The organism is Mesorhizobium sp. M0601, from assembly GCF_040320845.1.
Taxonomy (GTDB): Bacteria; Pseudomonadota; Alphaproteobacteria; order Rhizobiales; family Rhizobiaceae; genus Mesorhizobium.
In genome coordinates this window covers 43,985-64,769 of record NZ_JAMYQK010000024.1, presented here as the reverse complement: position 1 = coordinate 64,769, position 20,785 = coordinate 43,985, and the positions used below count along the sequence as shown (strand labels likewise).

The 20,785-nt window shown below is 63.0% G+C and carries 24 protein-coding genes; 12 read left to right on the top strand and 12 right to left on the bottom strand.

The window, feature by feature from the left end; all coding sequences use genetic code 11:
* Positions 1–107: 107 nt before the first annotated feature.
* From NKI41_RS20765 to NKI41_RS20755, 3 genes are all read right to left on the bottom strand, one after another.
* Positions 108–1,271 carry an alpha/beta hydrolase gene (locus tag NKI41_RS20765; protein WP_352684882.1) on the bottom strand — a complete coding sequence of 388 codons (1,164 nt, stop codon included), beginning with the start codon at positions 1,269–1,271 and terminating at the stop codon, positions 108–110.
* 132 nt (positions 1,272–1,403) lie between these two features.
* Entirely contained in the window at positions 1,404–2,477 is a 1,074-nt protein-coding gene (locus NKI41_RS20760) for an alpha/beta hydrolase (protein WP_352451120.1), read from the bottom strand.
* Between the two features lie 104 nt (positions 2,478–2,581).
* Complete coding sequence (locus tag NKI41_RS20755; protein WP_352472736.1) at positions 2,582–3,976, bottom strand: hypothetical protein; 1,395 nt, start codon at positions 3,974–3,976, stop codon at positions 2,582–2,584.
* Between the two features lie 126 nt (positions 3,977–4,102).
* Here NKI41_RS20755 and ilvA point away from each other — a divergent pair, with 126 nt between their 5' ends.
* Both ilvA and NKI41_RS20745 read left to right on the top strand, forming a co-directional pair.
* Positions 4,103–5,359, top strand: a complete 1,257-nt coding sequence (ilvA, locus tag NKI41_RS20750) for a threonine ammonia-lyase IlvA (RefSeq protein ID WP_352684880.1) — start codon at positions 4,103–4,105, stop codon at positions 5,357–5,359.
* Positions 5,356–5,928, top strand: coding sequence for a DUF1697 domain-containing protein (locus tag NKI41_RS20745; protein ID WP_352684877.1), 573 nt, complete (start codon positions 5,356–5,358; stop codon positions 5,926–5,928). The genes ilvA and NKI41_RS20745 overlap by 4 nt, the downstream gene beginning before the upstream one ends.
* 8 nt (positions 5,929–5,936) lie before the next feature.
* Here the strand turns inward: NKI41_RS20745 and NKI41_RS20740 are convergent, their stop codons facing one another.
* Both NKI41_RS20740 and gloA read right to left on the bottom strand, forming a co-directional pair.
* Entirely contained in the window at positions 5,937–6,230 is a 294-nt protein-coding gene (locus NKI41_RS20740; RefSeq protein ID WP_352472739.1) for a DUF2218 domain-containing protein, read from the bottom strand.
* A 78-nt stretch (positions 6,231–6,308) separates the two neighbouring features.
* Complete coding sequence (gene gloA, locus NKI41_RS20735) at positions 6,309–6,749, bottom strand: lactoylglutathione lyase (RefSeq protein ID WP_023674793.1); 441 nt, start codon at positions 6,747–6,749, stop codon at positions 6,309–6,311.
* A 215-nt stretch (positions 6,750–6,964) separates the two neighbouring features.
* On the opposite strand from gloA, the gene NKI41_RS20730 reads away from it, so the two are divergent.
* The 4 genes from NKI41_RS20730 (at position 6,965) to NKI41_RS20715 (ending at position 9,440) form a co-directional block, all read left to right on the top strand.
* The gene (locus NKI41_RS20730) at positions 6,965–7,561 is read left to right on the top strand and encodes a cold-shock protein (protein ID WP_502899021.1); all 597 of its coding nucleotides are present in this window, start codon (positions 6,965–6,967) and stop codon (positions 7,559–7,561) included.
* 19 nt (positions 7,562–7,580) lie between these two features.
* Positions 7,581–8,144, top strand: a complete 564-nt coding sequence (locus NKI41_RS20725) for a DUF192 domain-containing protein (RefSeq protein ID WP_352684874.1) — start codon at positions 7,581–7,583, stop codon at positions 8,142–8,144.
* A gap of 20 nt (positions 8,145–8,164) precedes the next feature.
* Positions 8,165–8,932, top strand: a complete 768-nt coding sequence (locus NKI41_RS20720) for an alpha/beta fold hydrolase (RefSeq protein ID WP_352614210.1) — start codon at positions 8,165–8,167, stop codon at positions 8,930–8,932.
* 136 nt (positions 8,933–9,068) lie between these two features.
* Positions 9,069–9,440, top strand: a complete 372-nt coding sequence (locus NKI41_RS20715) for a hypothetical protein (RefSeq protein ID WP_352684871.1) — start codon at positions 9,069–9,071, stop codon at positions 9,438–9,440.
* A gap of 42 nt (positions 9,441–9,482) precedes the next feature.
* On the opposite strand, the gene NKI41_RS20710 is transcribed toward NKI41_RS20715, so the two are convergent.
* The gene (locus NKI41_RS20710; RefSeq protein WP_352684869.1) at positions 9,483–10,097 is read right to left on the bottom strand and encodes an HD domain-containing protein; all 615 of its coding nucleotides are present in this window, start codon (positions 10,095–10,097) and stop codon (positions 9,483–9,485) included.
* 159 nt (positions 10,098–10,256) lie between these two features.
* Here NKI41_RS20710 and cysE point away from each other — a divergent pair, with 159 nt between their 5' ends.
* Both cysE and NKI41_RS20700 read left to right on the top strand, forming a co-directional pair.
* A complete protein-coding gene (gene cysE / locus NKI41_RS20705) occupies positions 10,257–11,105 on the top strand; it encodes a serine O-acetyltransferase (RefSeq protein WP_023717455.1) in 849 nt (282 codons plus the stop codon).
* Between the two features lie 113 nt (positions 11,106–11,218).
* Positions 11,219–11,422: a DUF3126 family protein gene (locus NKI41_RS20700; RefSeq protein WP_023674799.1), complete on the top strand. Its 204-nt coding sequence runs from the start codon at positions 11,219–11,221 to the stop codon at positions 11,420–11,422.
* Positions 11,423–11,684: 262 nt separating this feature from the next.
* Here the strand turns inward: NKI41_RS20700 and NKI41_RS20695 are convergent, their stop codons facing one another.
* Positions 11,685–12,416, bottom strand: coding sequence for a hypothetical protein (locus NKI41_RS20695; protein WP_352684867.1), 732 nt, complete (start codon positions 12,414–12,416; stop codon positions 11,685–11,687).
* A 119-nt stretch (positions 12,417–12,535) separates the two neighbouring features.
* On the opposite strand from NKI41_RS20695, the gene NKI41_RS20690 reads away from it, so the two are divergent.
* Together NKI41_RS20690 and NKI41_RS20685 are read left to right on the top strand one after the other, a co-directional pair.
* Positions 12,536–12,880, top strand: coding sequence for a DUF6949 family protein (locus tag NKI41_RS20690; RefSeq protein ID WP_254817711.1), 345 nt, complete (start codon positions 12,536–12,538; stop codon positions 12,878–12,880).
* Between the two features lie 18 nt (positions 12,881–12,898).
* Positions 12,899–13,426 (top strand): gamma carbonic anhydrase family protein, encoded by a 528-nt coding sequence (locus NKI41_RS20685; RefSeq protein ID WP_352472744.1) that lies wholly within the window; start codon positions 12,899–12,901, stop codon positions 13,424–13,426.
* 57 nt (positions 13,427–13,483) lie between these two features.
* Here NKI41_RS20685 and NKI41_RS20680 read toward each other — a convergent pair whose 3' ends face one another.
* Together NKI41_RS20680 and NKI41_RS20675 are read right to left on the bottom strand one after the other, a co-directional pair.
* Complete coding sequence (locus NKI41_RS20680) at positions 13,484–14,230, bottom strand: SDR family oxidoreductase (RefSeq protein WP_352472745.1); 747 nt, start codon at positions 14,228–14,230, stop codon at positions 13,484–13,486.
* 30 nt (positions 14,231–14,260) lie between these two features.
* The gene (locus NKI41_RS20675; protein ID WP_352541385.1) at positions 14,261–15,448 is read right to left on the bottom strand and encodes an MFS transporter; all 1,188 of its coding nucleotides are present in this window, start codon (positions 15,446–15,448) and stop codon (positions 14,261–14,263) included.
* A 96-nt stretch (positions 15,449–15,544) separates the two neighbouring features.
* Between NKI41_RS20675 and NKI41_RS20670 the strand changes: the two genes are divergently transcribed.
* Positions 15,545–16,441 carry a LysR family transcriptional regulator gene (locus NKI41_RS20670; RefSeq protein ID WP_352541384.1) on the top strand — a complete coding sequence of 299 codons (897 nt, stop codon included), beginning with the start codon at positions 15,545–15,547 and terminating at the stop codon, positions 16,439–16,441.
* A 721-nt stretch (positions 16,442–17,162) separates the two neighbouring features.
* Here the strand turns inward: NKI41_RS20670 and NKI41_RS20665 are convergent.
* The 3 genes from NKI41_RS20665 to NKI41_RS20655 all read right to left on the bottom strand — a co-directional run bounded on the left by NKI41_RS20665 (position 17,163) and on the right by NKI41_RS20655 (position 19,531).
* The gene (locus NKI41_RS20665; RefSeq protein WP_352451124.1) at positions 17,163–17,762 is read right to left on the bottom strand and encodes a transglutaminase-like cysteine peptidase; all 600 of its coding nucleotides are present in this window, start codon (positions 17,760–17,762) and stop codon (positions 17,163–17,165) included.
* Positions 17,763–18,157: 395 nt separating this feature from the next.
* On the bottom strand, positions 18,158–18,775 hold the full coding sequence (locus NKI41_RS20660) for a PilZ domain-containing protein (RefSeq protein WP_352458466.1): 618 nt from the start codon (positions 18,773–18,775) through the stop codon (positions 18,158–18,160).
* Between the two features lie 117 nt (positions 18,776–18,892).
* Entirely contained in the window at positions 18,893–19,531 is a 639-nt protein-coding gene (locus NKI41_RS20655) for a PAS domain-containing protein (RefSeq protein WP_023674809.1), read from the bottom strand.
* Positions 19,532–19,923: 392 nt separating this feature from the next.
* On the opposite strand from NKI41_RS20655, the gene NKI41_RS20650 reads away from it, so the two are divergent.
* Positions 19,924–20,691 carry a rhomboid family intramembrane serine protease gene (locus NKI41_RS20650; RefSeq protein ID WP_352684864.1) on the top strand — a complete coding sequence of 256 codons (768 nt, stop codon included), beginning with the start codon at positions 19,924–19,926 and terminating at the stop codon, positions 20,689–20,691.
* Positions 20,692–20,785 lie beyond the last annotated feature (94 nt).

The following is a 20,785-nucleotide window of genomic DNA, read 5'->3' as shown; positions in this document are numbered from 1 at the left end:
ACAGCGCCCCCTCTGTCCGGCAGGACAGAGGGGGGCGCGAAGGATCGCTGCAGAGCGTTTTTGTTGACAGCTACCAATCACCGGCGCGATTGGCAGCAGAGGTCGGCTCACCCGCCGGTGGCGATGGTCAGCACCTTGAACGGCGTGGTGATGACGATTTCGGCGACCGAACCGACGGCCTTGCCGAGGCCCTGGCCGAGATTGTCGAGCTGGGCCGGCGCGGTCTCTTCGGAGGCGAGGCCCGCCGGGGCGCGCAGGCGGTCGCCGAGCAGCTGCACCAGGAACGGGTTGTCGGCGAATTTGGCGTGGTTCAGCCGGTCGCCGCCCTTGGTCTTGGTCAGGTCGACCACCGAGACGCCATAGCTGGCGAGGTCGGCCGCGTCGCCATAGTCGCCGACGCGTGGCTTGTCGCCGGAGATCAGGGTCGACAGCCTGAGCGCCCGGTCGTCGCCCGAAAGCAGCACGGCGAACGGCTTGTCGGGCTTGCCGTAGCGGATCATCTGCTTCTTGAACACGTCGACGTCGATATCGGGTGAGGCCAGGATGACGTAGCCGAGCTTGCCGCCGAGGTCGCGGTCGCCGGTGATGGCAAGCTGGCGCAACGCTTCCATGGTCACCCAGGTCCCCATCGAATGGGCAATGATGTCGATGCTCTTGGCGCGGCTCTTGGCGAGCATGCGCAGCGTCGCTTCGAGATCGTCGCGCGCCGCATTGGCGCTTTCCTTGTCGTAGATGTAGCCGGTCGTCTTGCCGCTCGACGCCCACGAAAACAGCACCGGCGTGCCTGGGTATTTCGTGTCGTGCGCGATCTGCGTCAGCCGATAGATACCGTCATCGAAGCCGTTGTTGAAGCCGTGCACGAAAACCAGCGCGCGGTCGCCGCGCATGGCGATGTCGGCGCCGACCGCCTTGGCGAATTGCGGGGCGCCTTCGTAGAAGGTGACGCCGGTCGCCGTGAAATCCTTCGCCGGATTGCTGTTGGCCGAGCCCTTGACCCGCTCGATGGCGCCGAGCTGGTGGATTTTGGGCACCGTCACCTCGACGCTGGCAAAGCTGGTGGTCGGCGAACGGTCGCCGTCGAACACCTGCCGGGGCTCTTTCATTGCCTTTTGCCGGGTTGTGGCGACGAAGATCTTGTGCGTCGCCGCAATGTCCGAAGCAGGCACGATGATCGTCGTCTTGTTGAGCAGATCGTGCGTGTTCTGGCCGGCGCAGCCGGTAACCGCGAGCGCGAACGCAGCGACGAGAAAGATCTTCGAAGGCACGATCACGCGGGCTCCCGCAAAGGCGACGTCGAGCCGGAGACGTCTTGGCCTATTCGATAGAGGCAGAGGCCGGCACGGTCCAGTTCAAACTGTTCCGATTGTGCGGCAATGGTCAACGGTCGCTGCCGCGCAATGCAGCTATTGTCCGACCGAGGCGATGCGGTCTGTCACTTCGCGGTCGCTGGCAAACCCGTCATCCTCGCGCAGCTTCTGGCCGATCAACTGCACCAATTCCGGATTATCGGCGAATTTGGTGTGGTTGAAGCGGTCGGTTCCCTTGACGCTGGAGAGATCGACGACCGACACGCCATAGCTGGCGAGGTCGGCGGCGTTCTTGTAGTCGCCAACGCGCGGCCGCGCACCGGCGATCAGGCCGGAGAGCCGCAGCGCCCGGTCGTCGTCGGAGAGCAGCAGGATGAACGGCTTGTCCGGCTTGCCGTAGCGGCGCATCTGGCTCTTGAACACGTCGACGTCGATGTCGGGCGAGGCCAGCACGACGTCGCCGAGCTTGCCGCCCAGATCACGGTCGCCGGTGATGGCGAGCTGGCGCAACGCCTCCATGGTAACCCAGGTTCCCAGCGAATGGGCGACGATGTCGATGCGCCGCGCGCCGGTCTGCGCCAGCATTCTCAGCGTCACTTCCAGCTGGTCGCGGGCAACGCTGGCGCTTTCCTTGTCGTAGACGTAGTCGGTGGTCTTGGCGCCCGACGCCCAGGAAAACAGCACCGGCGTGCCCGGATAGCCGGAATCATGGGTGATCTGGGTGACGCGGTAGACTGCGTCGTCGAAGCCGGTGTTGTAGCCGTGGACGAAGACCATGACACGGCCGCCGCGCGCCGCGATGTCGGCGCTGAGGGCGCTGGAGAATTTCGGCTGGGTGTCGTAGCCGACGACCTCGGAAGCCATGAAGTATTTGGCCGGATCGTCCGACTTGCCGCGTGAGCGCCGCTCGATCTGGCCTGTCTTGTGGATGCCGGGGACGGTGACGTTGACGCGGGCATAGTTCAGCGTCGCCGAACGCTCGCCGTCGAAGACCTTGTTGGGATCGTCGGAGCGCTTGCGCGTCGTGGCGATGAAGATCGAGTGATTGCCGGCGATTTCCGTCACCGGCACTGCCATCATGGCGCTGCCGAGCAGTTCCTCGGTTTGGCGGCCGCCGCAGCCGGCGAGCAGCGCGGCAAGGACAATGATGCAAATCGTCTTCAAGGGCACTTAAGCAATTCCACTCCGGCCTGACCAAAGGCCCATCCACCTCCGCCGCACCTCCCGGACAGGCGAAGTGCGGCAGAAGTAAGTCGCAGGCGCCCGAAATGCGCTCAGCGCCCCGCGACTGCCATCGCACTGTTGCGCGAAAGCCAGAACGGCGGCAGGAACGCCGGAATGTTGGAAAACGGCAGCACTTCCGGCTTCAGTCTTATGCCAAGCACGTCGCGCATGAAGGCGCGGCGCGCCTCGATGCGGCGCCAGGCCTCGGGAAAGCGCGCCGCGATCTCTTCGCGCAGCGCCTCGTCGGCCAGCGCGATGCCGTCCTCGATGTTTGTGGTGAAATAATCGGTGCCGGTCGCCGGGATGATGTCGACCTGCAAGGCCATGCCCGACTTCAATCTGATGTCGGAGCCGGAAAATACCGGCGAATGCATCCATTCGTCGATATGGATGAGATGGCCGGGGTTGAGCGCTACGCCGAAGAACCGATCGCCGATGCGCTCGTGCACAGCTTGCCACAACGCGCCGCCGGGAACGCCGATGCCGACCGTCTCGTACCAGTCGACGACGGCGCAGAAATAGGGCGCGACCAGCTTCTCGACATAGTCCTGGATGCCCCTCGGAAGCTCGGCCGCGTCCTCGACCAGAAAACCGGCGCGGGCATTGAGCGAACCCTGGATGCCATAGGCCATGGTGATCGGGTCGCCGCGCTTGATGACGTCAAGACGCGGGCTCGGCAGGCCATAGGCCGCCCGCCCGCCGGCCGACAGCATCGGGTGGCAGCATTGCGGCAGGCCGTTGATGCCCATCAGCCGCGCCGCCTGCAATTCGGTCATGCCGGGTTCGATGCCTTGCAGGACATTGCGCAGGCCTTGCGAGGAATAGGTCGCGGCGAATTCGAACGCGGCCAGTTGGTCGGCCTCGTTGATGGCGCGCAGGCCGTCGGCAGGGTTCATCAACAGGTTCGCCGCGTTGACGATCACGCCCCTATCGCCGGCAAGGCTGCGCAACGTGTCGGCGATGAAGGACGGCAGGTCGAGCGTCGTTTCGCCAAAACCCGCATCGCCGGGGCCGAACGGCTTCCAGCCGATGGCGCCGATGCGCTGGCCGGCTTTCAGGCCGCAACCGACGAGGATGTCGGCCAGCGCTTGCGAGCGGTCGCGCGGCTGCGCCGGCAGCGAGAACGTCTGGTAGAGCACGCGCTCGTAAGGCCCGTCGCAGATCTCGGCATAGCCCCAGCCCTCATTGCCGACCAGCAGTTTCGGCGGCTTACCGGGAACGATGACCAGCAGCGTCTCCTCGAAGCGAGGATCGTAGCCGCAGAGGTAGGCGACATTGGCCGCATGTTCGCGGTCGCCATAGACGACGAAGGCATCGAACCCGCCACGCGCGACCAGTGCCGCTATACGGGCCTCATAGGTGGCGCGCGTAACCAGTGGCATCACCGTCGGCTCGCCGAACTCCGGCAGCGACACGGTTTTCCGGGCCACCGATGCGACAGGCATGAACACACGCTCCTAACGGCCAACGAGGTTTTGGGAACACCCTTTCGGGTGGCCGGACAATGGCTTCGCGAGGCCGGATATGCAATAGCGGGACCGAATTCGCCTAGCCTGTGGGGTGCTCCAGCCATGACCAGTTTCTCTTCTCGCGTCGCTGCCGCCGCTGCCGCGATCCGCGAGATCTTTCCGGAGACGCCGCTGCAGGAAAACGACTATCTGTCGAAGAAGACCGGCGCGCGGGTGCTGCTGAAGCGCGAGGACCTGACGCCGGTGCGCTCCTACAAGATCCGCGGCGCCTTCAACTTCTTCCGCAAGACGCTCGCCGCCGGCAACGCTGCCGAGCTGTTTGTCTGCGCCTCGGCCGGCAATCATGCGCAGGGCTTTGCCTTCGTCTGCCGCCATTTCGGCAAGAAGGGCGTCGTCTTCATGCCGGTGACGACGCCGCAGCAGAAGATCGACAAGACGCGGCTGTTCGGCGGCGAATTCGTCGAGATCAGGCTGGTCGGCGATTTCTTCGACGACTGCTACCGCGCGGCACTTGAATTCACCGAAACTGCCGGCGCCCACATGGTGCCGCCGTTCGACCACAAGGACATCATCGAAGGGCAGGCGACCGTCGCCTATGAGATATCAGGCCAGATGCCCGGCGCGCGCATGGCTGATATCGTCATGCTGCCGGTCGGCGGCGGCGGCCTGGCCGCTGGCGTCACCCATTATTTCGCCGACCAGCACCGCGAAACGCGCTTCGTCTTTTGCGAGCCGGCCGGCGCCCCGAGTTTGAGCGAGAGCCTTGCCGCCGGAAAGCGGATCAAGCTCGCCAAGGTCGACAATTTCGTCGACGGCGCAGCAGTGGCCGAGATCGGCCGCGAGCCGTTGCGCCACCTGAAGGAGTTTGCCGCCGACACCGTGCGGCTGATCCCGGAAAACCGGCTCTGCGCAACCATGATCGAAATGCTCAATGTCGAAGGCGTCGTGCTCGAGCCGGCCGGCGCGCTGGCGATCGATGCGCTCAAGGATTTTTCCAGGAAGGAAATCAGGGGCAAGACCATCGTCGCCGTGGTGTCGGGCGGCAATTTCGATTTCGAGCGGCTGCCGGATGTGAAGGAACGGGCGCTGCGCTTCGAGGGCTTGAAGAAATACTTCATCATCCGCTTTCCGCAACGGCCCGGCGCGCTGCGCGATTTCCTCGAATTGCTGGGTCCCGACGACGACATCGCCCGCTTCGAATATCTGAAGAAATCGGCGCGCAATTTCGGTTCGGTGCTGATCGGCATCGAAACCAAGGACCGCCGCAATTTCGACCTGCTCAAGGCGAATTTCGACGCCGAGAGCGTCCATTACCAGGACATCACAGACAACGAGACGCTCGCCGGGTTCATCATATGAGCAGCAACGATCTTCCGAACGCTCCGGCGAAGGTTTTTATCGCGCTGTTTTCCGGCATCAATGTCGGCGGCAACCGCATCGTCAAGATGGCGGAACTCAGGTCATTTTTGGAGCAGCTCGGCTTCTCCGATGTCGCCACCTATGTGCAGAGCGGCAACGCCGTGTTCCGGTCGCCAGATGGCGATACGGCGACGCTGACCAAGCGGTTGGAAGCGGAATTCGAGAAGAAATGGGGGTTCCATTCACGCATCATGGTGCGCGATATCGGCTGGCTCGAGCGGCTGGCGGCCGACAATCCCTATCCGGAAGTGGCCGGCGAGCCGACCAAGCTGCATGCCTATGCGCTGGAGCGCCGGCCGACCGCCGAGGAGGTCGCCCGGCTGGCGGAAAAATGCACCGGGCCAGAACGCTTCGAGATCAAGGGCGACGTGCTCTACCTGCATGCGCCTGACGGGCTCGGCAAATCCGTGTTTGCCAATCAAATTCCGCGCGTTCTGAAGGTGCCGGGCACGGCGCGCAATTGGCGCACCGTGCTGATGCTGCTGGACATGGCGAAGGCCGGCGGTTGACAGGTCGTCTACGCGGTCGGAGCGCGTTTCCAGTCGAATGCCAGCTCTTCACGGAAGGCGAAGCGCTTGATGTGCTCGGCGACGACCGTTTCCAGGCGCTCGAGCGAGCCGGCTTCATCGGTCGTCACTGCAATGTGCAGCGCAGCCGGGTCGGCATCGAGAACCGTGCGGCCGAGCGTCAGATCGATGGTGCCGTGGTTCGGGTCGAATTCGACGGGAAACTTGTGCGCCCAATGTTTGCACAGCTGCTGCAGATAGCGGCTGGCATGTTCGGTGGCGACGTCGACATGGCTGGCCGGCATGAATGAATTCTCCTTGGGAATGCGGACGCGAAAACCGAACCAGGGCCCGCCTGCGTCCGTTCAAGATGGCGTGATCGGTTACCAGCTGCCGGTGTTCGGCATCGACGCCCACGGCTCGGCCTTCGGCTTGGCCGGACCTTTCTGCAACAGCTCGATCGAGATGCCGTCCGGCGATTTGACGAACGCCATGTTGCCGTCGCGCGGCGGCCGGTTGATGGTAACGCCATTGTCCATCAGCCGCTGACAGGTGGCGTAGATGTCGTCGACCTCATAGGCGAGATGGCCGAAATTGCGGCCGCCCTTGTAGTCTTCCGGGTCCCAATTGTAGGTCAGCTCGACCAGCGGCGCTTTCTCGCTGATGCCGCTTTGCTCGTCTTCGGGGGCGGCGAGGAAGATCAGCGTGTAGCGGCCTTGCTCGTTTTCATGGCGGCGCACTTCCTTGAGGCCAAGCTTGTTGCAGTAGAAATCGAGCGAAGCATCGATGTCGGCGACACGGACCATGGTGTGCAGATAGCGCATGATTTCCTCCTTATGTTGCGTTGCGGCGCAACATAGGGGCGGCCCGGCCAAAGGGCAATTGGCCACGCTTGCCGGCGCCGGCAAACGGCAAATCCGCTATTCCTGTACGGAACCGTGAAAAAAGGCACGTCAGGTCTTGCACACACCGGAAGCCGCGGTGTTAATCTGATACCAAGAATCAGTTGCGGTGTTTGTTGAGAAAAGGGGGCGTTCTTATGGGGGAAAAGGCCTCTTTCATGGGGCGGGACGGGGCCGGTAACGATGCGTTGAAGCGGGATGAGAGCGCCGATACGGCCGATCTCGTCGAAATCGCCGGCGCCATCAAATGGTTCGACGTGGCCAAGGGCTACGGTTTCATCCTACCCGATGATGGTACTTCGGGCGACATCCTCCTCCATGTGACATGCCTTCGAAAGGACGGTTTTCAGACCGCCCTGGAAGGCGCCCGTGTCGTCTGCCTGGTCAAGCAGGGCGAGCGCGGGCTGCAGGCCTTCCGCGTGCTCTCGATGGATGTCACCACGGCGGTGCATCCGGCGGAGCTGCAGGAGCAGCGCACCCATGTCGCGGTGACGCCGGAAAGCGGCCTCGAACGGGCGCTGGTCAAATGGTTCAACCGCACCAAGGGGTTCGGCTTTCTGACCCGGGGCGAGGGCACCGAGGACATTTTCGTCCACATGGAGACGCTGCGCCGCTACGGCATCACCGAACTCCGGCCGGGCCAGGTGGTGCTGGTCCGCTTCGGACGCGGCGACAAAGGCCTTATGGCTGCCGAAATTCACCCCGATATGGGTACCTTGCCGGTCTCGCACTAGTTCCGGCCGAGGATTTCATATGGCTCACAGCAACCGGGTGACGGCGGGCGCGCTCTGCGCCGGGATTTTCCTCATCGTCGCCGCAAGTGCGTTCTTCTATTTTCAGCAACCGAGTTCCGCCGACGGCAAGGCGATGATCCTTCCCGTCGACCCGGCGCCGCTGGTCGCGGTGACGAAGGCCGGCGAGCGTTCGTTTTCCGTGGAAATCGCCGACACGCCCGCCGAGCGCGAAGCCGGGCTGATGTTCCGCCGGCACATGGCCGACAATCACGGCATGCTGTTCGTGTTCGGCGCGCCGCAGGATGTGAGTTTCTGGATGAAGAACACGCCGATGCCGCTCGACCTGATCTTCGTCGGCCAGGACGGCCGGATCCGGGCGATCGAGCAAGGCGAGCCGCAGTCGGAGGCGATCATCTCGCCGGACGAGCCGGTGCGCTTCGTGCTCGAGCTCAAGGCAGGCACCGCCGCCAAAAAGGGCATTAAGGACGGCGACCTGCTGCGCCATCCCGCCATCGGCACGGCGCCGGGGCCGGCCATGCCGCCGCCCGACCAGGGCGATGCGCCGAGTGTCGATTCCGACTGAGCGGGCAGGATCTTCGGCCGATGCAGTTCTTCTCCCATGACGGTTTCGACCTTGCTTTCCTTGACCGCCAGCCGGCATCGGGGCAGGGCGATCCGGTGCTGATGATCCACGGCTTTGCCTCGAGCCATTACGTCAACTGGGTGTCGCCCGGCTGGTTCAAGACGCTGAACGACGCCGGCTACCGTGCCATCGCCTTCGACAATCGCGGCCATGGCTCGTCGTCGAAGAGCTATGACGAAGCCGACTACACGCCGGCAAAAATGGCGTCGGACGCGGCAGCGCTTTTGAACCATCTCGGCATCGAACGCGCTCATGTCATGGGTTATTCGATGGGCGCGCGCATATCGGCCTTCCTGGCGCTCTCCGATCCGGACAAGGTGGCGACGCTGGTCTTCGGCGGTCTCGGCATCGGCATGGTCGACGGCGTCGGCGACTGGGATCCGATAGCCGACGCCCTTCTGGCCGACGATCCGGCAGGCACCAGCGATCCGCGCGGCCGCTCGTTCCGCGCCTTCGCCGATCAGACCCGCAGCGATCGCCGCGCGCTCGCCGCCTGCATCGCCACCTCGCGCGAATTGCTGAGCGAGGCCGACATTGCCCGCATTGCCCAGCCGACCTTGATTGCGGTGGGAACCAAGGACGACATCGGCGGCTCGCCGGATGAACTCGCCGCCCTGATGCCGAACGCCAGGGCTTTTCACATCGAAGGCCGCGACCATATGCTGGCGGTCGGCGACAAGACCTTCAAGCAGCGCGTGCTGGAGTTTTATGCCGAGCATCGGTTTTGATGGATGGCTGCCCAAAAGCGGCCATTGGGCCTGAAGCTGGGGTTCTTAGCGGTTTTGCAACGATACGGGAGTAACTAAGCGTGACGCGTGGATCGGTTCAAACCCGCAACGCGCTGAACGAGGGGCAGGGGGTACGATGGCACAATGGGGAAGAAGCGACGCCGCTTTGCTGGGCGTCGTTGCGAAAAGCAGGTTCGGCGAATGGTCCGTTGTTCTAGCGCTGGCTGCATTGGTGGCAGGCGCGATGGCGATCACCGCGTTGATGGCAATGCCGAGCGACGCGTCCGTGGTTATCCAGCACAGTGTGACAGGCTTCTTCATGGCGGTATTTTTCCTGGTCGGGCCATTGGCGCATCTTACCGGCGCGGTCTTCGGGCTGATGGCGCTGGGTCGTCCAAACGACAATCGTTTGCTCGGCCTGGCTGGCATCGTGGTCAACGGCGCGTCGCTTGCCGCCGGGGTGTTTATGCTGTGGGCCATGGCATCGACCATAGGCGCGTTTACGTGATTTCGGGCAAATCTTCCGGACGCAAGTGGCCGACGCTTCGGGCTACGATCGGCGCGGGCTGTGCCCCAGCGCCGTGAGCGAGCGCGCCATGTTATGCCGGGCCTGGGTTTCGAAGCGCCGGCGGAATTCCTCGCTGTGGAAGATATGCGGACGCGCGAGGAAGCCCTCTAGCACTGCGGCACGGCCGGCCCGCCACATCGGCTCATCGACCCACTTATATTCGCGGCGGACCGCCTGTTCATAAGCGTCGAACGCCTCGGGCGCAGCACCCAGGATCGCCAGGTCCATGTCGAGGAACAGCGCCGCGTCGCGAACCGAATGCTGGTCGCCAAGGGGCGGCAATTCGTGGCCGGCGGTGGCAGTGATCATCGCCGCGATGTGGCCGAGGCGTTGTGCATCGGCGCGACCGGCGAGCTTTTCCTCGGCAAGTGCGGCACTCCTCGCCTCATTGTCCTTGGCGCGGCTGTCGTAGATCGCGTCGTGAAACCAGATCGCTGCCTCGACTGCTTCAGGATCATGCAACAACGCCTTGTAATCATTGGCCAGCGCCAGCATCGCCTCGATGTGGCCAAGGTCGTGGTAGTGGCGATCTTCGGCCTCATAGAGCGCGGAAAGCTCGCGCTTCAGGGTCTCGTCCATCAAGGTTGCGTTTTCCATGGCTGCTTGAAATTCCGCCAACCAAATCCATTTCACCAAGCACTAAGGAAAATTGAGTTCACCCGTGCTATGATCTGGCTTATAGGTGCGGCCGGAGAATAGGCAAGCCGCCAACCGAGACATTGAATGGCCGAGACATTGGATGGCCGGAGACATCAGATGAACAGCGTTACGATTTCCCGTCCCACCAGGGTGCAGCCGGTAGATCCGATCTGGCGTTCGATCCGCGACGAGGCGATGGAAGCGGTCAACCGCGATCCGCTGCTGGCGGCGTTCCTCTATTCGACCATCCTCAATCAGGAAAACCTGGAAGAAGCGGTCATTCACCGGCTGGCCGAGCGCCTCGCCCACCAGGACATCGGCTCCGACCTCATCCGCCAGACGTTCAAGGCGATGGCGGCCGACGACAAGGACTGGTCGACGACGGTGCGCGTCGATATCCAGGCCTATTACGACCGTGATCCGGCATGCGACCGCTTCATCATGCCGGTGCTCTACTTCAAGGGTTTTCACGCCATCCAGACGCACCGGCTGGCGCATTGGCTGTGGAACCAGGGCCGTCAGGACTTCGCGCTGTATTTGCAGAGCCGGTCGTCCTCGGTGTTCCAGACCGACATCAATCCGGCTGCCCGCATCGGCAAGGGCATCTTCCTCGACCACGCCACCGGCCTCGTCGTCGGCCAGACGGCGGTGATCGAGGACGACGTCTCGATCCTGCACGGCGTGACGCTGGGCGGCACCGGCAAGGCCGGCGGCGACCGCCATCCCAAGATCCGCTACGGCGTGCTGATCGGCGCCGGCGCCAAGATCCTCGGCAACATCGAGATCGGCCATTGCTCGAAGATCGCGGCCGGCTCGGTGGTGCTGTCGCCGGTACCGCACAACAAGACGGTTGCCGGCGTGCCGGCCCGCGTCGTCGGCGAGACCGGCTGCGACCAGCCTTCGCGGCAGATGGACCAGCTGTTGCCATCGCAGACGATGGACCACGTCGTCAGCTTCGACATCTGAGTGCTCGGGCAGGGGCTGAATTCCTGCCCCCCATGCCGGCTTGCCTTTACATGGCCATTGTCGACGTGCCAGAAGCGCGCTCAAACGATGAAGCCGACGATCGGAGAAGACTGTTGAAGCCGGACGAAATCAGAAAGCTGGATGCCTATTTCAAGCGCACCTTCCAGAACCCTAAACTCGAAGTGAAGGCGCGGCCGCGCAAGGAAGATTCGGCCGAGGTCTATGTCGGAGACGAGTTCCTTGGCATCGTCTTCAAGGACGAGGACGACGGCGACTATAATTTCTCGATGGCGATCCTCGACATCGATCTGGCCTGAGCTGGGAGTTTAGCTGCCCGCTACGCCTCAAGTGCTGCGGCGGTACGGAACCTTGCAGGACGCCGGTGGGACAGCGCCCCCCTCTGGCCTGCCCATCTCCCCCAGGAGGGGGGAGATTGGCAGCCTCGGCGCCGCGCTCTTCTTGCAACATTGGAGATTGGCGAAAGCCAAGATGATGGCCGATCTCCCCCCTCGTGGGGGAGATGTCCGGCAGGACAGAGAGGGGCGCGAAGGATCGCTACGGAACGGCTCGTTTCGTTGCTTATCGCCCGGTCTTCTGCACACGCGCTGCTTCGGCAGAAATCGCCGCGTCGAGCCCCTGCCAGTCGCCCAGGAATTCCCGGGGGAAGCGGTAGGTGAGGCTGAGATTGTCGCCGACCAGGATGTCGCGTTCGCAGGGCGCCAGCGATTCGTCCGCGCTCGGGCCGCTCAGGCAGCGTGCGACGAACGGATCCTTGCCGGGGCGATCGGCGACCGCCAGCACTTCGTTGAGATAGCCTGATTTTTCGCTGAAGGCGTAAAGCGTGGTGCCGCCAGGGCCGGGCGTACCCGGCTTGGCGATCAGCGCGCTGTAGATCGGCGCGAAGCGGCCGCTCATGTCGCGCGACATCATCTGCGGCTCGAACGACAGGAAGACGATGTCCTTGCTGGGTCCGGTGTGGTTGAAGTCGTTGCGGGCAGCCTCGCTGTAGCCGTCCATCTCGGGATAGCGCAGATAGAGGTCGAGTCGCGAGGCGATGCCGTCGCGCCGGGCCTGGGCAAAGCGGATGACATTGGCCGGCACGGCGATGACGTTGTTGCCGATGACGACCCTGTGGACCGTGGTGTCGTCGGTGTACCCGGCCATGGCGATCGAGCGGCCGAACCATTTGCCGCCGAGGCTGATCGCCACCGAAAGCAGCGCCAGCGTCGCGAATGCATAAAACACCCGCCTCATCAGCGTCGAATCGACGACGCTGAGTTGCGGGCCCTCAGTGGCGGCTGCCTGCTTCATCGCGACCCTCATTTGCCGTCCCATCGGGTGTACCTGAACGGCACATCTCGGCGCGGCACGGCTCTTGCTTCGCAGCTTTGCGGGCGACTGTGCGATTTCATGGTAAACGGAGGGTAAAGATGGGCCCGGTCGAACAAATCATATTCAGTTTTATGGCTGGGCTGACGGCTTGCGGCCTGGCCGGATCGGCGATGGAGCTGATCGCCGGCCGCAGGCTTGCCTTCGTCCAGCCCTATGTATCGTCGAAGCACATGCTGCGCTCACTCGCCGCGACGGCTTGCGCCGGGCCGCTGATGTTCGCCAACGAGGCGCTGGACGCCTGGCGCGAGCGTCGCATCTCGGTGCTGGGGCTGATCTCCTGCGGCTGTACGGCGACCATCTGGGCGCTGGCGCTGGGCATGGTGGTGATCGCCATTGCGTCCTGGGCGGCTTCGCTTCTAGGGTCTGGCAGCTTGTCGGTGTGAGACGATCTGGAGACAGCAATGCCGATCTACGCGATTGACGGAAAAGCGCCCGCCTTCGAGGACGCCGACAGCAACTGGATCGCGCCCGATGCCACCCTGATCGGCAATATCAGGATCGGCCGCAATGCCGGCTTCTGGTTCGGCGTCGTCGTCCGCGGCGACGACGAGCCGATCGTCGTCGGCGCCGACACAAACGTGCAGGAGCACACAATCATGCACACCGACGCCGGCTTTCCGCTGACCGTCGGCCAAGGCTGCACGATCGGCCACCGTGCCTTGCTGCACGGATGCACGATCGGCGACAACAGCCTGATCGGCATGGGCGCCATCGTGCTGAATGGGGCGAAGATCGGCAACAACTCGCTGGTCGGTGCCGGCGCGCTGGTCACCGAAGGCAAGCAATTTCCCGACAATTCGCTGATCGTCGGCTCGCCCGCGCGCGTCGTCAGGATGCTCGACGAGGACGCAGTCGCCAGGCTGCGCGCCTCGGCCGCGCATTATGTGGCAAACGGCAGGCGGTTCAGGGCGGGGCTGAGGAAGGTCTAGCCGACCCGGAAATGGCGGAGCCGGGCCTCAAGATATCGAAGCATAACCCCTTCCAAGTCAAACCGGCTGGGCGGTCGGCCGGAACAAGATCTCGTTGATATCGACGTCGTCGGGCTCGTTGATCGCGAAGGCGACCGTTCGGGCAAACGTATCTGGCCCCACGGCGATCTTGCTCACGAAGTCCCTGGTCCCCTGCTGGATATCCTTCTCGCTGATATGCTCGAGCAACTCTGTGCTGACAGCGCCCGGCGAGATCACCGTGGTGCGGATATTGTAGGGTTTCACCTCTTTCCGCAGACCCTCGGATAGCGCACGCACCGCGAACTTGGTGGCGCAATAGACCGCCGCACCCGGGTCGACCACATGGCCGTATACGGACGAGACATTGATAATGTGCCCCGATCGCTGCTCCTTCATGTACGGAAGCGCGGCCGCGATGCCGTAAAGGACGCCCTTGATGTTGACGTCGATCATCCGGTCCCATTCGTCGACCTTGAGCCGTTCGAGCGGGGCCAACGGCATGAGGCCCGCATTGTTGAGCATCACGTCGATGCGGCCGAATTCCCGGACCGCCGTGTTCACCAGGTTCTGGACCTGGCCGGCATCGGTGACGTCCGTAGTAACGGCCTTGGCTTTGTGCCCAGCGCCGGTCAGTTCCTGGACAAGGGCGTCGATGCGGTGTGACCGCCGTGCACCCAGGACCACGGAAGCGCCTCGTGCGGCAAGATGGCGTGCCGTCGCTTCACCGAGGCCGCTGCTGGCACCGGTGATGACGACGACCTTGTTCTCGATTCCTTCGGACATGAGATTCTCCTTGACAAGAATTGAAAGAGTTCAGGTGCGGGGGCCGGCCGAGGCGGCGAGCAAGGCCGATCCCGTGAGCAGGACGGCGGCGAGAAGGAAGGCGCTCCACCAGCCGGCCACGTCGAACAGCAGGCCTCCTGCAATAGCGCCGCCTGCGATCGCGAACTGGATCAGGGCGACCTGGAGTCCGCCCCCGGCCTCCAGGTCTTCAGGGATGAGCGTGCTCATCCAGGTGTTCCACGCCACCGGGATCGGGGTAGCGAACAGTCCCCAAAGAACCAGCAGGCCGGCCGTGGCGCGTGCAAACGGTCCAAAGGCAATCAGCAGTAGAGCGAAGACCGCGAGTGCACTCGGCAGCCCGATCAGCACGGCTGTGAGGTGCCGCCGGAGTATGAAGCCGACAATCGACAGTCCCGCCACGCCACCGAGGCCGACGCCCAATAGAGCCAGTGAGAGGGTGTTGACCTCAAGGCCCGTCACGTTTTCCAGAAACGGCCGCAGATAGATCGAGAGCGCGTTCTGCCCGATGAAAGCGAGCCCGGTCGCGCCCATGCCGATGGCGAATCTGCGATTCCGCAGCAGGCCGAACATGCTCGACACCGAGGCGATCTCTATCGGCGGCATCTTCGGGAGAACGGCCAACTGCCACACGAGCGCCGCAAGGCCGATGGGGACAGTGACGAAAAACGTTCCCCGCCATCCGATCAGCGATCCGAGGAAGCTGCCGACGGGCGCGGCGATCACCAATGCGAAGGCAGTGCCACCCTGGAGCAAGGCAATGGCCTTGGGCAGGTCGGGTCCCGCGGCCAGGCGGGCCAGAATGGCCGTCGACAGTGACCAGAAACCGCCGATCGCGATGCCCACCAGCGCCCGCCCGGCCAGGAAGACCAGGAAGTTGGGAGCAAGCGCCACCGCCAGGCTCGATGCGGCCAGCACTGCCGTATAGACCAGAACCACCGTCCGTCGATCGACGTTTCGCAACAGCGAGTTGCCGAAGAGGCTGGTAACCACGGCGAAGAATCCGGATACCGCGATTGCCTGGCCTGCCTGACCCTCGGAGACGGCCAGATCCTGAGCGATCGGGGTGAGCAGGCTCACCGGGAGGAACTCCAGTCCGACCAGAAGGAAGGTCAGCAGCGACAGGCAGACCACCGCAGACCATGGGGTCGTCCCGCTGTCAGCAGCAGTGGCCCCGTCCAGCACGAAATCGATGGTCATAAGGCAGTCTCCTGTCCGTTTCCGAACTAAGTAGTCGGGCTGGCCAAATGCGACTAGCGGGTATAATTTTGATGTGGTTGTGAATGAGGCTCATCAATGCCACGCGACGAGTTCGCCGAAATGCGCGCGTTCCTGGAGATCACCCGGACGCGGAGCTTCACCCGAGCAGCCGCCAAGCTCGGGGTCACTCCTTCGGCCCTTAGCCACACCATCAAGTCGCTGGAGTCGCGGCTTGGCGTCCGTCTTCTGTCTCGCACCACGCGCGACGTGGCCCCGACGGCGGCCGGTCAACGCCTCAAGGAAGGCATCGAACCGCATTTCGAAGGCATCGCGGCTGAGGTCAGCGCTCTCGGCGTCCTTCGCGACAGGCCGTCCGGCAACATTCGCCTGGTGTGCACCGATGATTCGGTCGACATTGTCTTCCGCGCCCGGCTGCCAAAGTTCCTGAGCGACTTCCCCGATATCAATGTCGAGTTGGTGGTCGACAACGCCTTCACCAACATCGTCGAGCGCCAGTTCGATGCCGGCGTGCGTCTGGGCGAGTCCATTGCCCGGGATATGGTAGCCGTGCGCATCGGAGCCGACGTGACCTACACTGTGGTCGGCTCACCCCATTACTTCGCCCACCGGACACCGCCGGAGACGCCGCAGGAGCTGACCGACCATAACTGCATCAACTACCGGCTGCCGACGTCAGGATCGGTCTATGCCTGGGAATTGCGGGAAGGAGCGCGCGAGTTCAATGCTCGGGTCGAGGGACAACTGACGCTTAACAACATGGGGCCGGCGATCCAGGCCGCGCTTGACGGAGTGGGCTTGGCCTATCTGCCGCGCGAACTCGTCCTTCCTCACATTGAGAGTGGCCTTCTCCAGGAAGTCCTGACCAAATGGTGCCCAACGTTCCAGGGTTACCACCTGTACTATCCAAGCCGGCGCCATCCCTCTCCGGCGTTTTCCGCCTTTGTCGACGCGTTCCGTATCAGGGGCAAGTAACAGCGTTTCGACGGCAAACGGCAGCTCGTATCCCACAAACGATCGTGAGACAGCTTGGATGACGAAGCGCAGTTGGAGGCAAAGCCGAGATAACTGTAACCGGCGCTTCTCATCGACTAAACTTGGCAGCCAAAGCCACCAGAAAAAAGAGAGTTAAGACAGCGATTGCCGCTCCCACCCGTAGCTCGCTGATACCGAACATATGCCGCATAAGTTCGGCGGTGACAGCAAAAAGGCAAAGTGTAAGTAAAGCAACTGCGAAGGCGATCGCGCGAACCAGCCGCCGGAAAATCAGAAGATCTGAGCTTCGCAGAACGAGTCCAGTTTTTGACCGAATGGAGCCTGTTCTCCACGCAGACACGAGTTCACGAACGCAGTAGAATGTGGCCGAGGAGAGAACCACAAAAAGGATACTGCTTCCCACTGTGTCGCTTAGGATCGCGGTCTCTGATGTCACTGGCATCATGGGAACTGCTTGGCTCTAGAGTTTCGTGGAAGATAGCCGCTGTCTGTCCGGATGTCCGAAACGCTCCCCAAAAATGGTGGAGCCGGCCCGGGGACGGGGCCGGCTCCTTAAACCCGGTCGTTGGGGACGGGGAGGGTGGGGACTCGACCGGGTTTCTCCTAAAGCGCGAAGTCATGCGACGCACTTAACCTCTGTTTTATGCATGTCGTTATCCCAAAACCGCTACGCACTTTTGGGCGACATGCCTTGGCGTCCTCAGCGGACGCTGGCGACCGCGTCGGAGCGGCCGTCGTTGATCGTCACCCAGGCGCCGGAATTCCGCTCGGACTGGCGCTTCAGGTAGGTGTAGCCGGTATTGGTCCAGGACAGCACCTTGGGCTGGAGATTGTCGAGGATGAACTCGCCAAGGCTGGTGCGCACGGTCAGCACCGCATGGCCGTCACCATTGCGCTGGCGCACCACCGTCATCAGCAGATCGCCGGCCGGCACGCCGATGCTCATCAGCTCGCGGCGCTTTTCCAGCGCATAGTCCTCGCAGTCGCCGAAGCCGCTATTGGGAAAGGACCAGACTTCCTCCTTGCCCCACATTTCCATGTCGGTGCGCGGCGCGACCCTGCTGTTGACCGAATTGTTGATCTTGACGATCGTCGCCCACAGCTTGCGGGTCAGCTCGACGGGTGCCCGGCCAGGCGTCCTCTGATTGCATTCCTGCGGAAGCTGCTGGCACAATTCGTAGTGTCCGACCGGCTGCGTGGTGCGGCCGCCGGTGTGCATGAAGGCCGGCTCCGCCGCGTTTACAGTCCCCCAACCGAAAAGCTGCATCGCTATTGCCGCCAGCAACAGCTTGCCCCTCATCCTGTTCATTATTCAGTCTCCCCGTTTGAGGAGACAATGACACGGCTGGATTTATTTGACGCAAAAGCGCGAAGTAGACATTAAGTAAAACGCCAGTAGAATAAACATAAAATTTGACGCAATTGAGTATAGAATTGTTAGGGTGCCCTTCGGGTGCATCCGCGACAGCGGGACAGCGCCCCCCTCTGTCCTGCCGGACATCTCCCCCACAAGCGGGGAGATTGGCAGTTCCGGCGTTCCGCTCATTCCTGGGACGCTTGAGATTGGTGAAAGCCGTTTTGAAAGCCGATCTCCCCCCTCGTGAGGGAGATGCCAAGTGGTGGCAAAGAGGGCAAGACAGAGGGGGGCGCAAAGGATCGCCAGCCTCTCTTCCCGATGGGGCTAACGCTTCCGCGTCAGCCGCGCGACGAGCTGAATTCAGTGTCGAGCGTTTCCGGCCGCTGGATGACGGCGAACTCGATGGCGACGCCATCTTCGAAATGCCGCACTATCTGGCCGCGCATGGTGCCCAGCGTCACCTGGACGCCGATGGCCGGCTTGACGTCGATCTCGATCGCCGCGCCCGACAGCGACAGGTCGATGATGCGGCACTGGTACTGGCGTCCGTCGGCAAGCTGCAGCACGCTCGTCGGGTTGCGCGGTGCGACGCGTTCATGGCGGCGGTCTTCCGGCAGGTCGAGCTCGTGCTTGTTGGCAAGCCAGGTCAGTTGCGCGGCAAGCTTGTCCCTCTTGCGCTCCGACGCGATGACGGTCATCGCAAAGCCATCCTGCAAAGTGCGGGTGATGACGCCTTCGATGCGGCCGATGTGATCGATATAGGCAATGACCTTTTCGCCAGCCAGGCCGGCGCGCTCGGTGCGCAGCGCGACGTTGCCGGGCGACATGTCGACCACCTGGCAGGGATGTTCGGTGCGGTCTTCCAGCATGAAACGTCCGTAAATTTTCACGCGGACGCGCTGAAAGTTACGCCTTTCAGCTTGGGACGGCGCATGGTCGACCGCCGCTGACCTCATCACTGCCATACCCCGTTCGGCATTCCGCGCATGGATGCGGGGAATTTCAGCGGAAAACTACAACAAAGCAGGTTAACAAAGGGGAAAGCCCGGCGCTGTTGCTTTAAGCTTTGGGCATCATTCCTCGCGTCCGCCGTCGAAGACGACCAGGTGACGGATGCGGCGGGCCTGGCCGAGCGCCGAAATAGTCTCGGGCGGGTCGAATTCCGATGGGGCGAGCGAGGGAACCTCGATCGCCGGACGGTTCCCCGGGAACATCGGCTCCTTGTCGGGATCGACGACGCGGATCGAATCGATCAACGCGTCGAGAACCGGGTCGGCGCCCAGCCAGAAGGGCTTTTCGACGGCGCTTATAACACCGAGGCAACGCGGGCTCTCGACACCGCCGTCGAGCGGCAGCGCGAGCAGCTCGAACCTGTTGGAACGGCCGCTGCGGCTGAAACCCTCGTAGGTGATGAGCACCACCGATTTCAGGTCGAAGACGCCATCGGTCAGCTTCGAGATCAGCCGCTGGTCCTTCTCGCGCCACAGCGAAGGGAATGAAAACCCCTTGAGTTCGCGGCCATAGACCGCGCAGAGCCTGGTGCCGGCGAGCCGGAACACCGCTTCGCCGCGCGTGTCCTTTTCCAGGATGAACGTGTCGGCCAGCAGCGACTTGATGTCGGCGGGTTCGACTTCCGAGCGCTTCGGGGCAGGGCGTCCGTCACGCAACCGGTTCCAATAATGGAACAGCGTGATCGATCCGGTCTGGTTCATGCTAATGCTGCTCCGCGCATTCTGTCTTCTGATGTCCCATCGGTGAACAGAAGGGCGCCCTCCGAAGACCTACATGCGTTGCGGAGCAGGATGCGTGCCAGCATCGTTAATACTTGTTCACGGGTCGGGGCGGTTAAGGTTAACAACTGGTTTACGTTGCGCGCCAGCCAGGCCTGTGGCACACCAAAACCACTCCAGAAGCGGTCGTTTTGCGACGATCGGCAGCACTTCAGTCAAGAGTTCAGGGGGAGCAAGGGGGCTCGACCAGCCGTTCAAGGGAAACCTTGGACGGCTTCTTTTTTGATTCGGGGCTGCTGATTCGCCGTTTGTGATTCGGTTGGCCGTGATCTACATGCTCGCCAAGTCCAATCCAGCGACTGAGTGCAAGCCATATGAGCGACCCAGAAAGCCCACCGGAGATCGAGCAGGGCGAGAGCGGGCCTGTCGCCCGCGAACCGGAGCGCCGCGAACCGGTGTTCAACCTGCCGCCCGTAGTGCTGGCGGTGATCGGCATCTGCGTCGTCGTCTTTCTGATGCAGCAGTATGTGCTTAGCCAAGACCAGCAGCTGACACTATTGTACGACGGGGCCTTCATTCCTGTTCTCTACACTGGCCAATACGGCTTCGACTGGTTCCTGTTTTCTCGGCCCTTTACATATGCCTTCCTGCATGGCGGCTTTGCCCATCTTGCCATCAACATGGTGTGGCTTGCGGCCTTCGGCTCACCGTTGGCCAACCGCTTCGGCGCGCTGCGCTTCAGCCTGTTCTTCGCCGCGACTGGACTGGCGGCGGTGGCGCTGTTCTGGGCCATGCACCCGCTTGGCGAGGCGCCGCTGGTCGGCGCCTCCGGCGCGATTTCCGGCATGATGGGCGCGGCGGCACGCTACGGCTTCCGCATCGACCGATCGTCGGGCAAGGCCGCCTTCGCCGGCCAGCCTTTGCCGATGGCGGCGGTGCTGCGCTCGCGCGGCGTCGTCACCTTTCTCGCCATGTGGATGGTGATCAACCTCGCGACCGGCCTCTTCGGCCTGGCGCCTGGCATTGACGGCCAGATCGCCTGGGAAGCCCATATTGGCGGCTTTCTTGCCGGCTTTTTCGGCCTGCGGTTTTTTGATCGGCGAGAGCAGGTGCCCCGGCAGGCGGACGAGCCGGAGACCTGAGACGGCCGCACTTGAAATGCAACCGTTCGCGGCGCACCATGCTCATCCCAGGGCAAGCCGGCCAGGGCAGGAGCCGGCAGGAAATGCAGAGGAG

What these genes read in the sequence shown, in the direction of transcription:
- NKI41_RS20755 (WP_352472736.1), bottom strand. Translation starts at nt 3,976, where the DNA reads ATGCCTGTCGCATCGGTGGCCCGGAAAACCGTGTCGCTGCCGGAGTTC.
- ilvA (WP_352684880.1), top strand. Translation starts at nt 4,103, where the DNA reads ATGACCAGTTTCTCTTCTCGCGTCGCTGCCGCCGCTGCCGCGATCCGC.
- NKI41_RS20745 (WP_352684877.1), top strand. Translation starts at nt 5,356, where the DNA reads ATGAGCAGCAACGATCTTCCGAACGCTCCGGCGAAGGTTTTTATCGCG.
- NKI41_RS20740 (WP_352472739.1), bottom strand. Translation starts at nt 6,230, where the DNA reads ATGCCGGCCAGCCATGTCGACGTCGCCACCGAACATGCCAGCCGCTAT.
- gloA (WP_023674793.1), bottom strand. Translation starts at nt 6,749, where the DNA reads ATGCGCTATCTGCACACCATGGTCCGTGTCGCCGACATCGATGCTTCG.
- NKI41_RS20730 (WP_502899021.1), top strand. Translation starts at nt 6,965, where the DNA reads ATGGGGGAAAAGGCCTCTTTCATGGGGCGGGACGGGGCCGGTAACGAT.
- NKI41_RS20725 (WP_352684874.1), top strand. Translation starts at nt 7,581, where the DNA reads ATGGCTCACAGCAACCGGGTGACGGCGGGCGCGCTCTGCGCCGGGATT.
- NKI41_RS20720 (WP_352614210.1), top strand. Translation starts at nt 8,165, where the DNA reads ATGCAGTTCTTCTCCCATGACGGTTTCGACCTTGCTTTCCTTGACCGC.
- NKI41_RS20715 (WP_352684871.1), top strand. Translation starts at nt 9,069, where the DNA reads ATGGCACAATGGGGAAGAAGCGACGCCGCTTTGCTGGGCGTCGTTGCG.
- NKI41_RS20710 (WP_352684869.1), bottom strand. Translation starts at nt 10,097, where the DNA reads ATGGAAAACGCAACCTTGATGGACGAGACCCTGAAGCGCGAGCTTTCC.
- cysE (WP_023717455.1), top strand. Translation starts at nt 10,257, where the DNA reads ATGAACAGCGTTACGATTTCCCGTCCCACCAGGGTGCAGCCGGTAGAT.
- NKI41_RS20695 (WP_352684867.1), bottom strand. Translation starts at nt 12,416, where the DNA reads ATGAAGCAGGCAGCCGCCACTGAGGGCCCGCAACTCAGCGTCGTCGAT.
- NKI41_RS20690 (WP_254817711.1), top strand. Translation starts at nt 12,536, where the DNA reads ATGGGCCCGGTCGAACAAATCATATTCAGTTTTATGGCTGGGCTGACG.
- NKI41_RS20685 (WP_352472744.1), top strand. Translation starts at nt 12,899, where the DNA reads ATGCCGATCTACGCGATTGACGGAAAAGCGCCCGCCTTCGAGGACGCC.
- NKI41_RS20680 (WP_352472745.1), bottom strand. Translation starts at nt 14,230, where the DNA reads ATGTCCGAAGGAATCGAGAACAAGGTCGTCGTCATCACCGGTGCCAGC.
- NKI41_RS20675 (WP_352541385.1), bottom strand. Translation starts at nt 15,448, where the DNA reads ATGACCATCGATTTCGTGCTGGACGGGGCCACTGCTGCTGACAGCGGG.
- NKI41_RS20670 (WP_352541384.1), top strand. Translation starts at nt 15,545, where the DNA reads ATGCCACGCGACGAGTTCGCCGAAATGCGCGCGTTCCTGGAGATCACC.
- NKI41_RS20665 (WP_352451124.1), bottom strand. Translation starts at nt 17,762, where the DNA reads ATGAGGGGCAAGCTGTTGCTGGCGGCAATAGCGATGCAGCTTTTCGGT.
- NKI41_RS20660 (WP_352458466.1), bottom strand. Translation starts at nt 18,775, where the DNA reads ATGAGGTCAGCGGCGGTCGACCATGCGCCGTCCCAAGCTGAAAGGCGT.
- NKI41_RS20655 (WP_023674809.1), bottom strand. Translation starts at nt 19,531, where the DNA reads ATGAACCAGACCGGATCGATCACGCTGTTCCATTATTGGAACCGGTTG.
- NKI41_RS20650 (WP_352684864.1), top strand. Translation starts at nt 19,924, where the DNA reads ATGAGCGACCCAGAAAGCCCACCGGAGATCGAGCAGGGCGAGAGCGGG.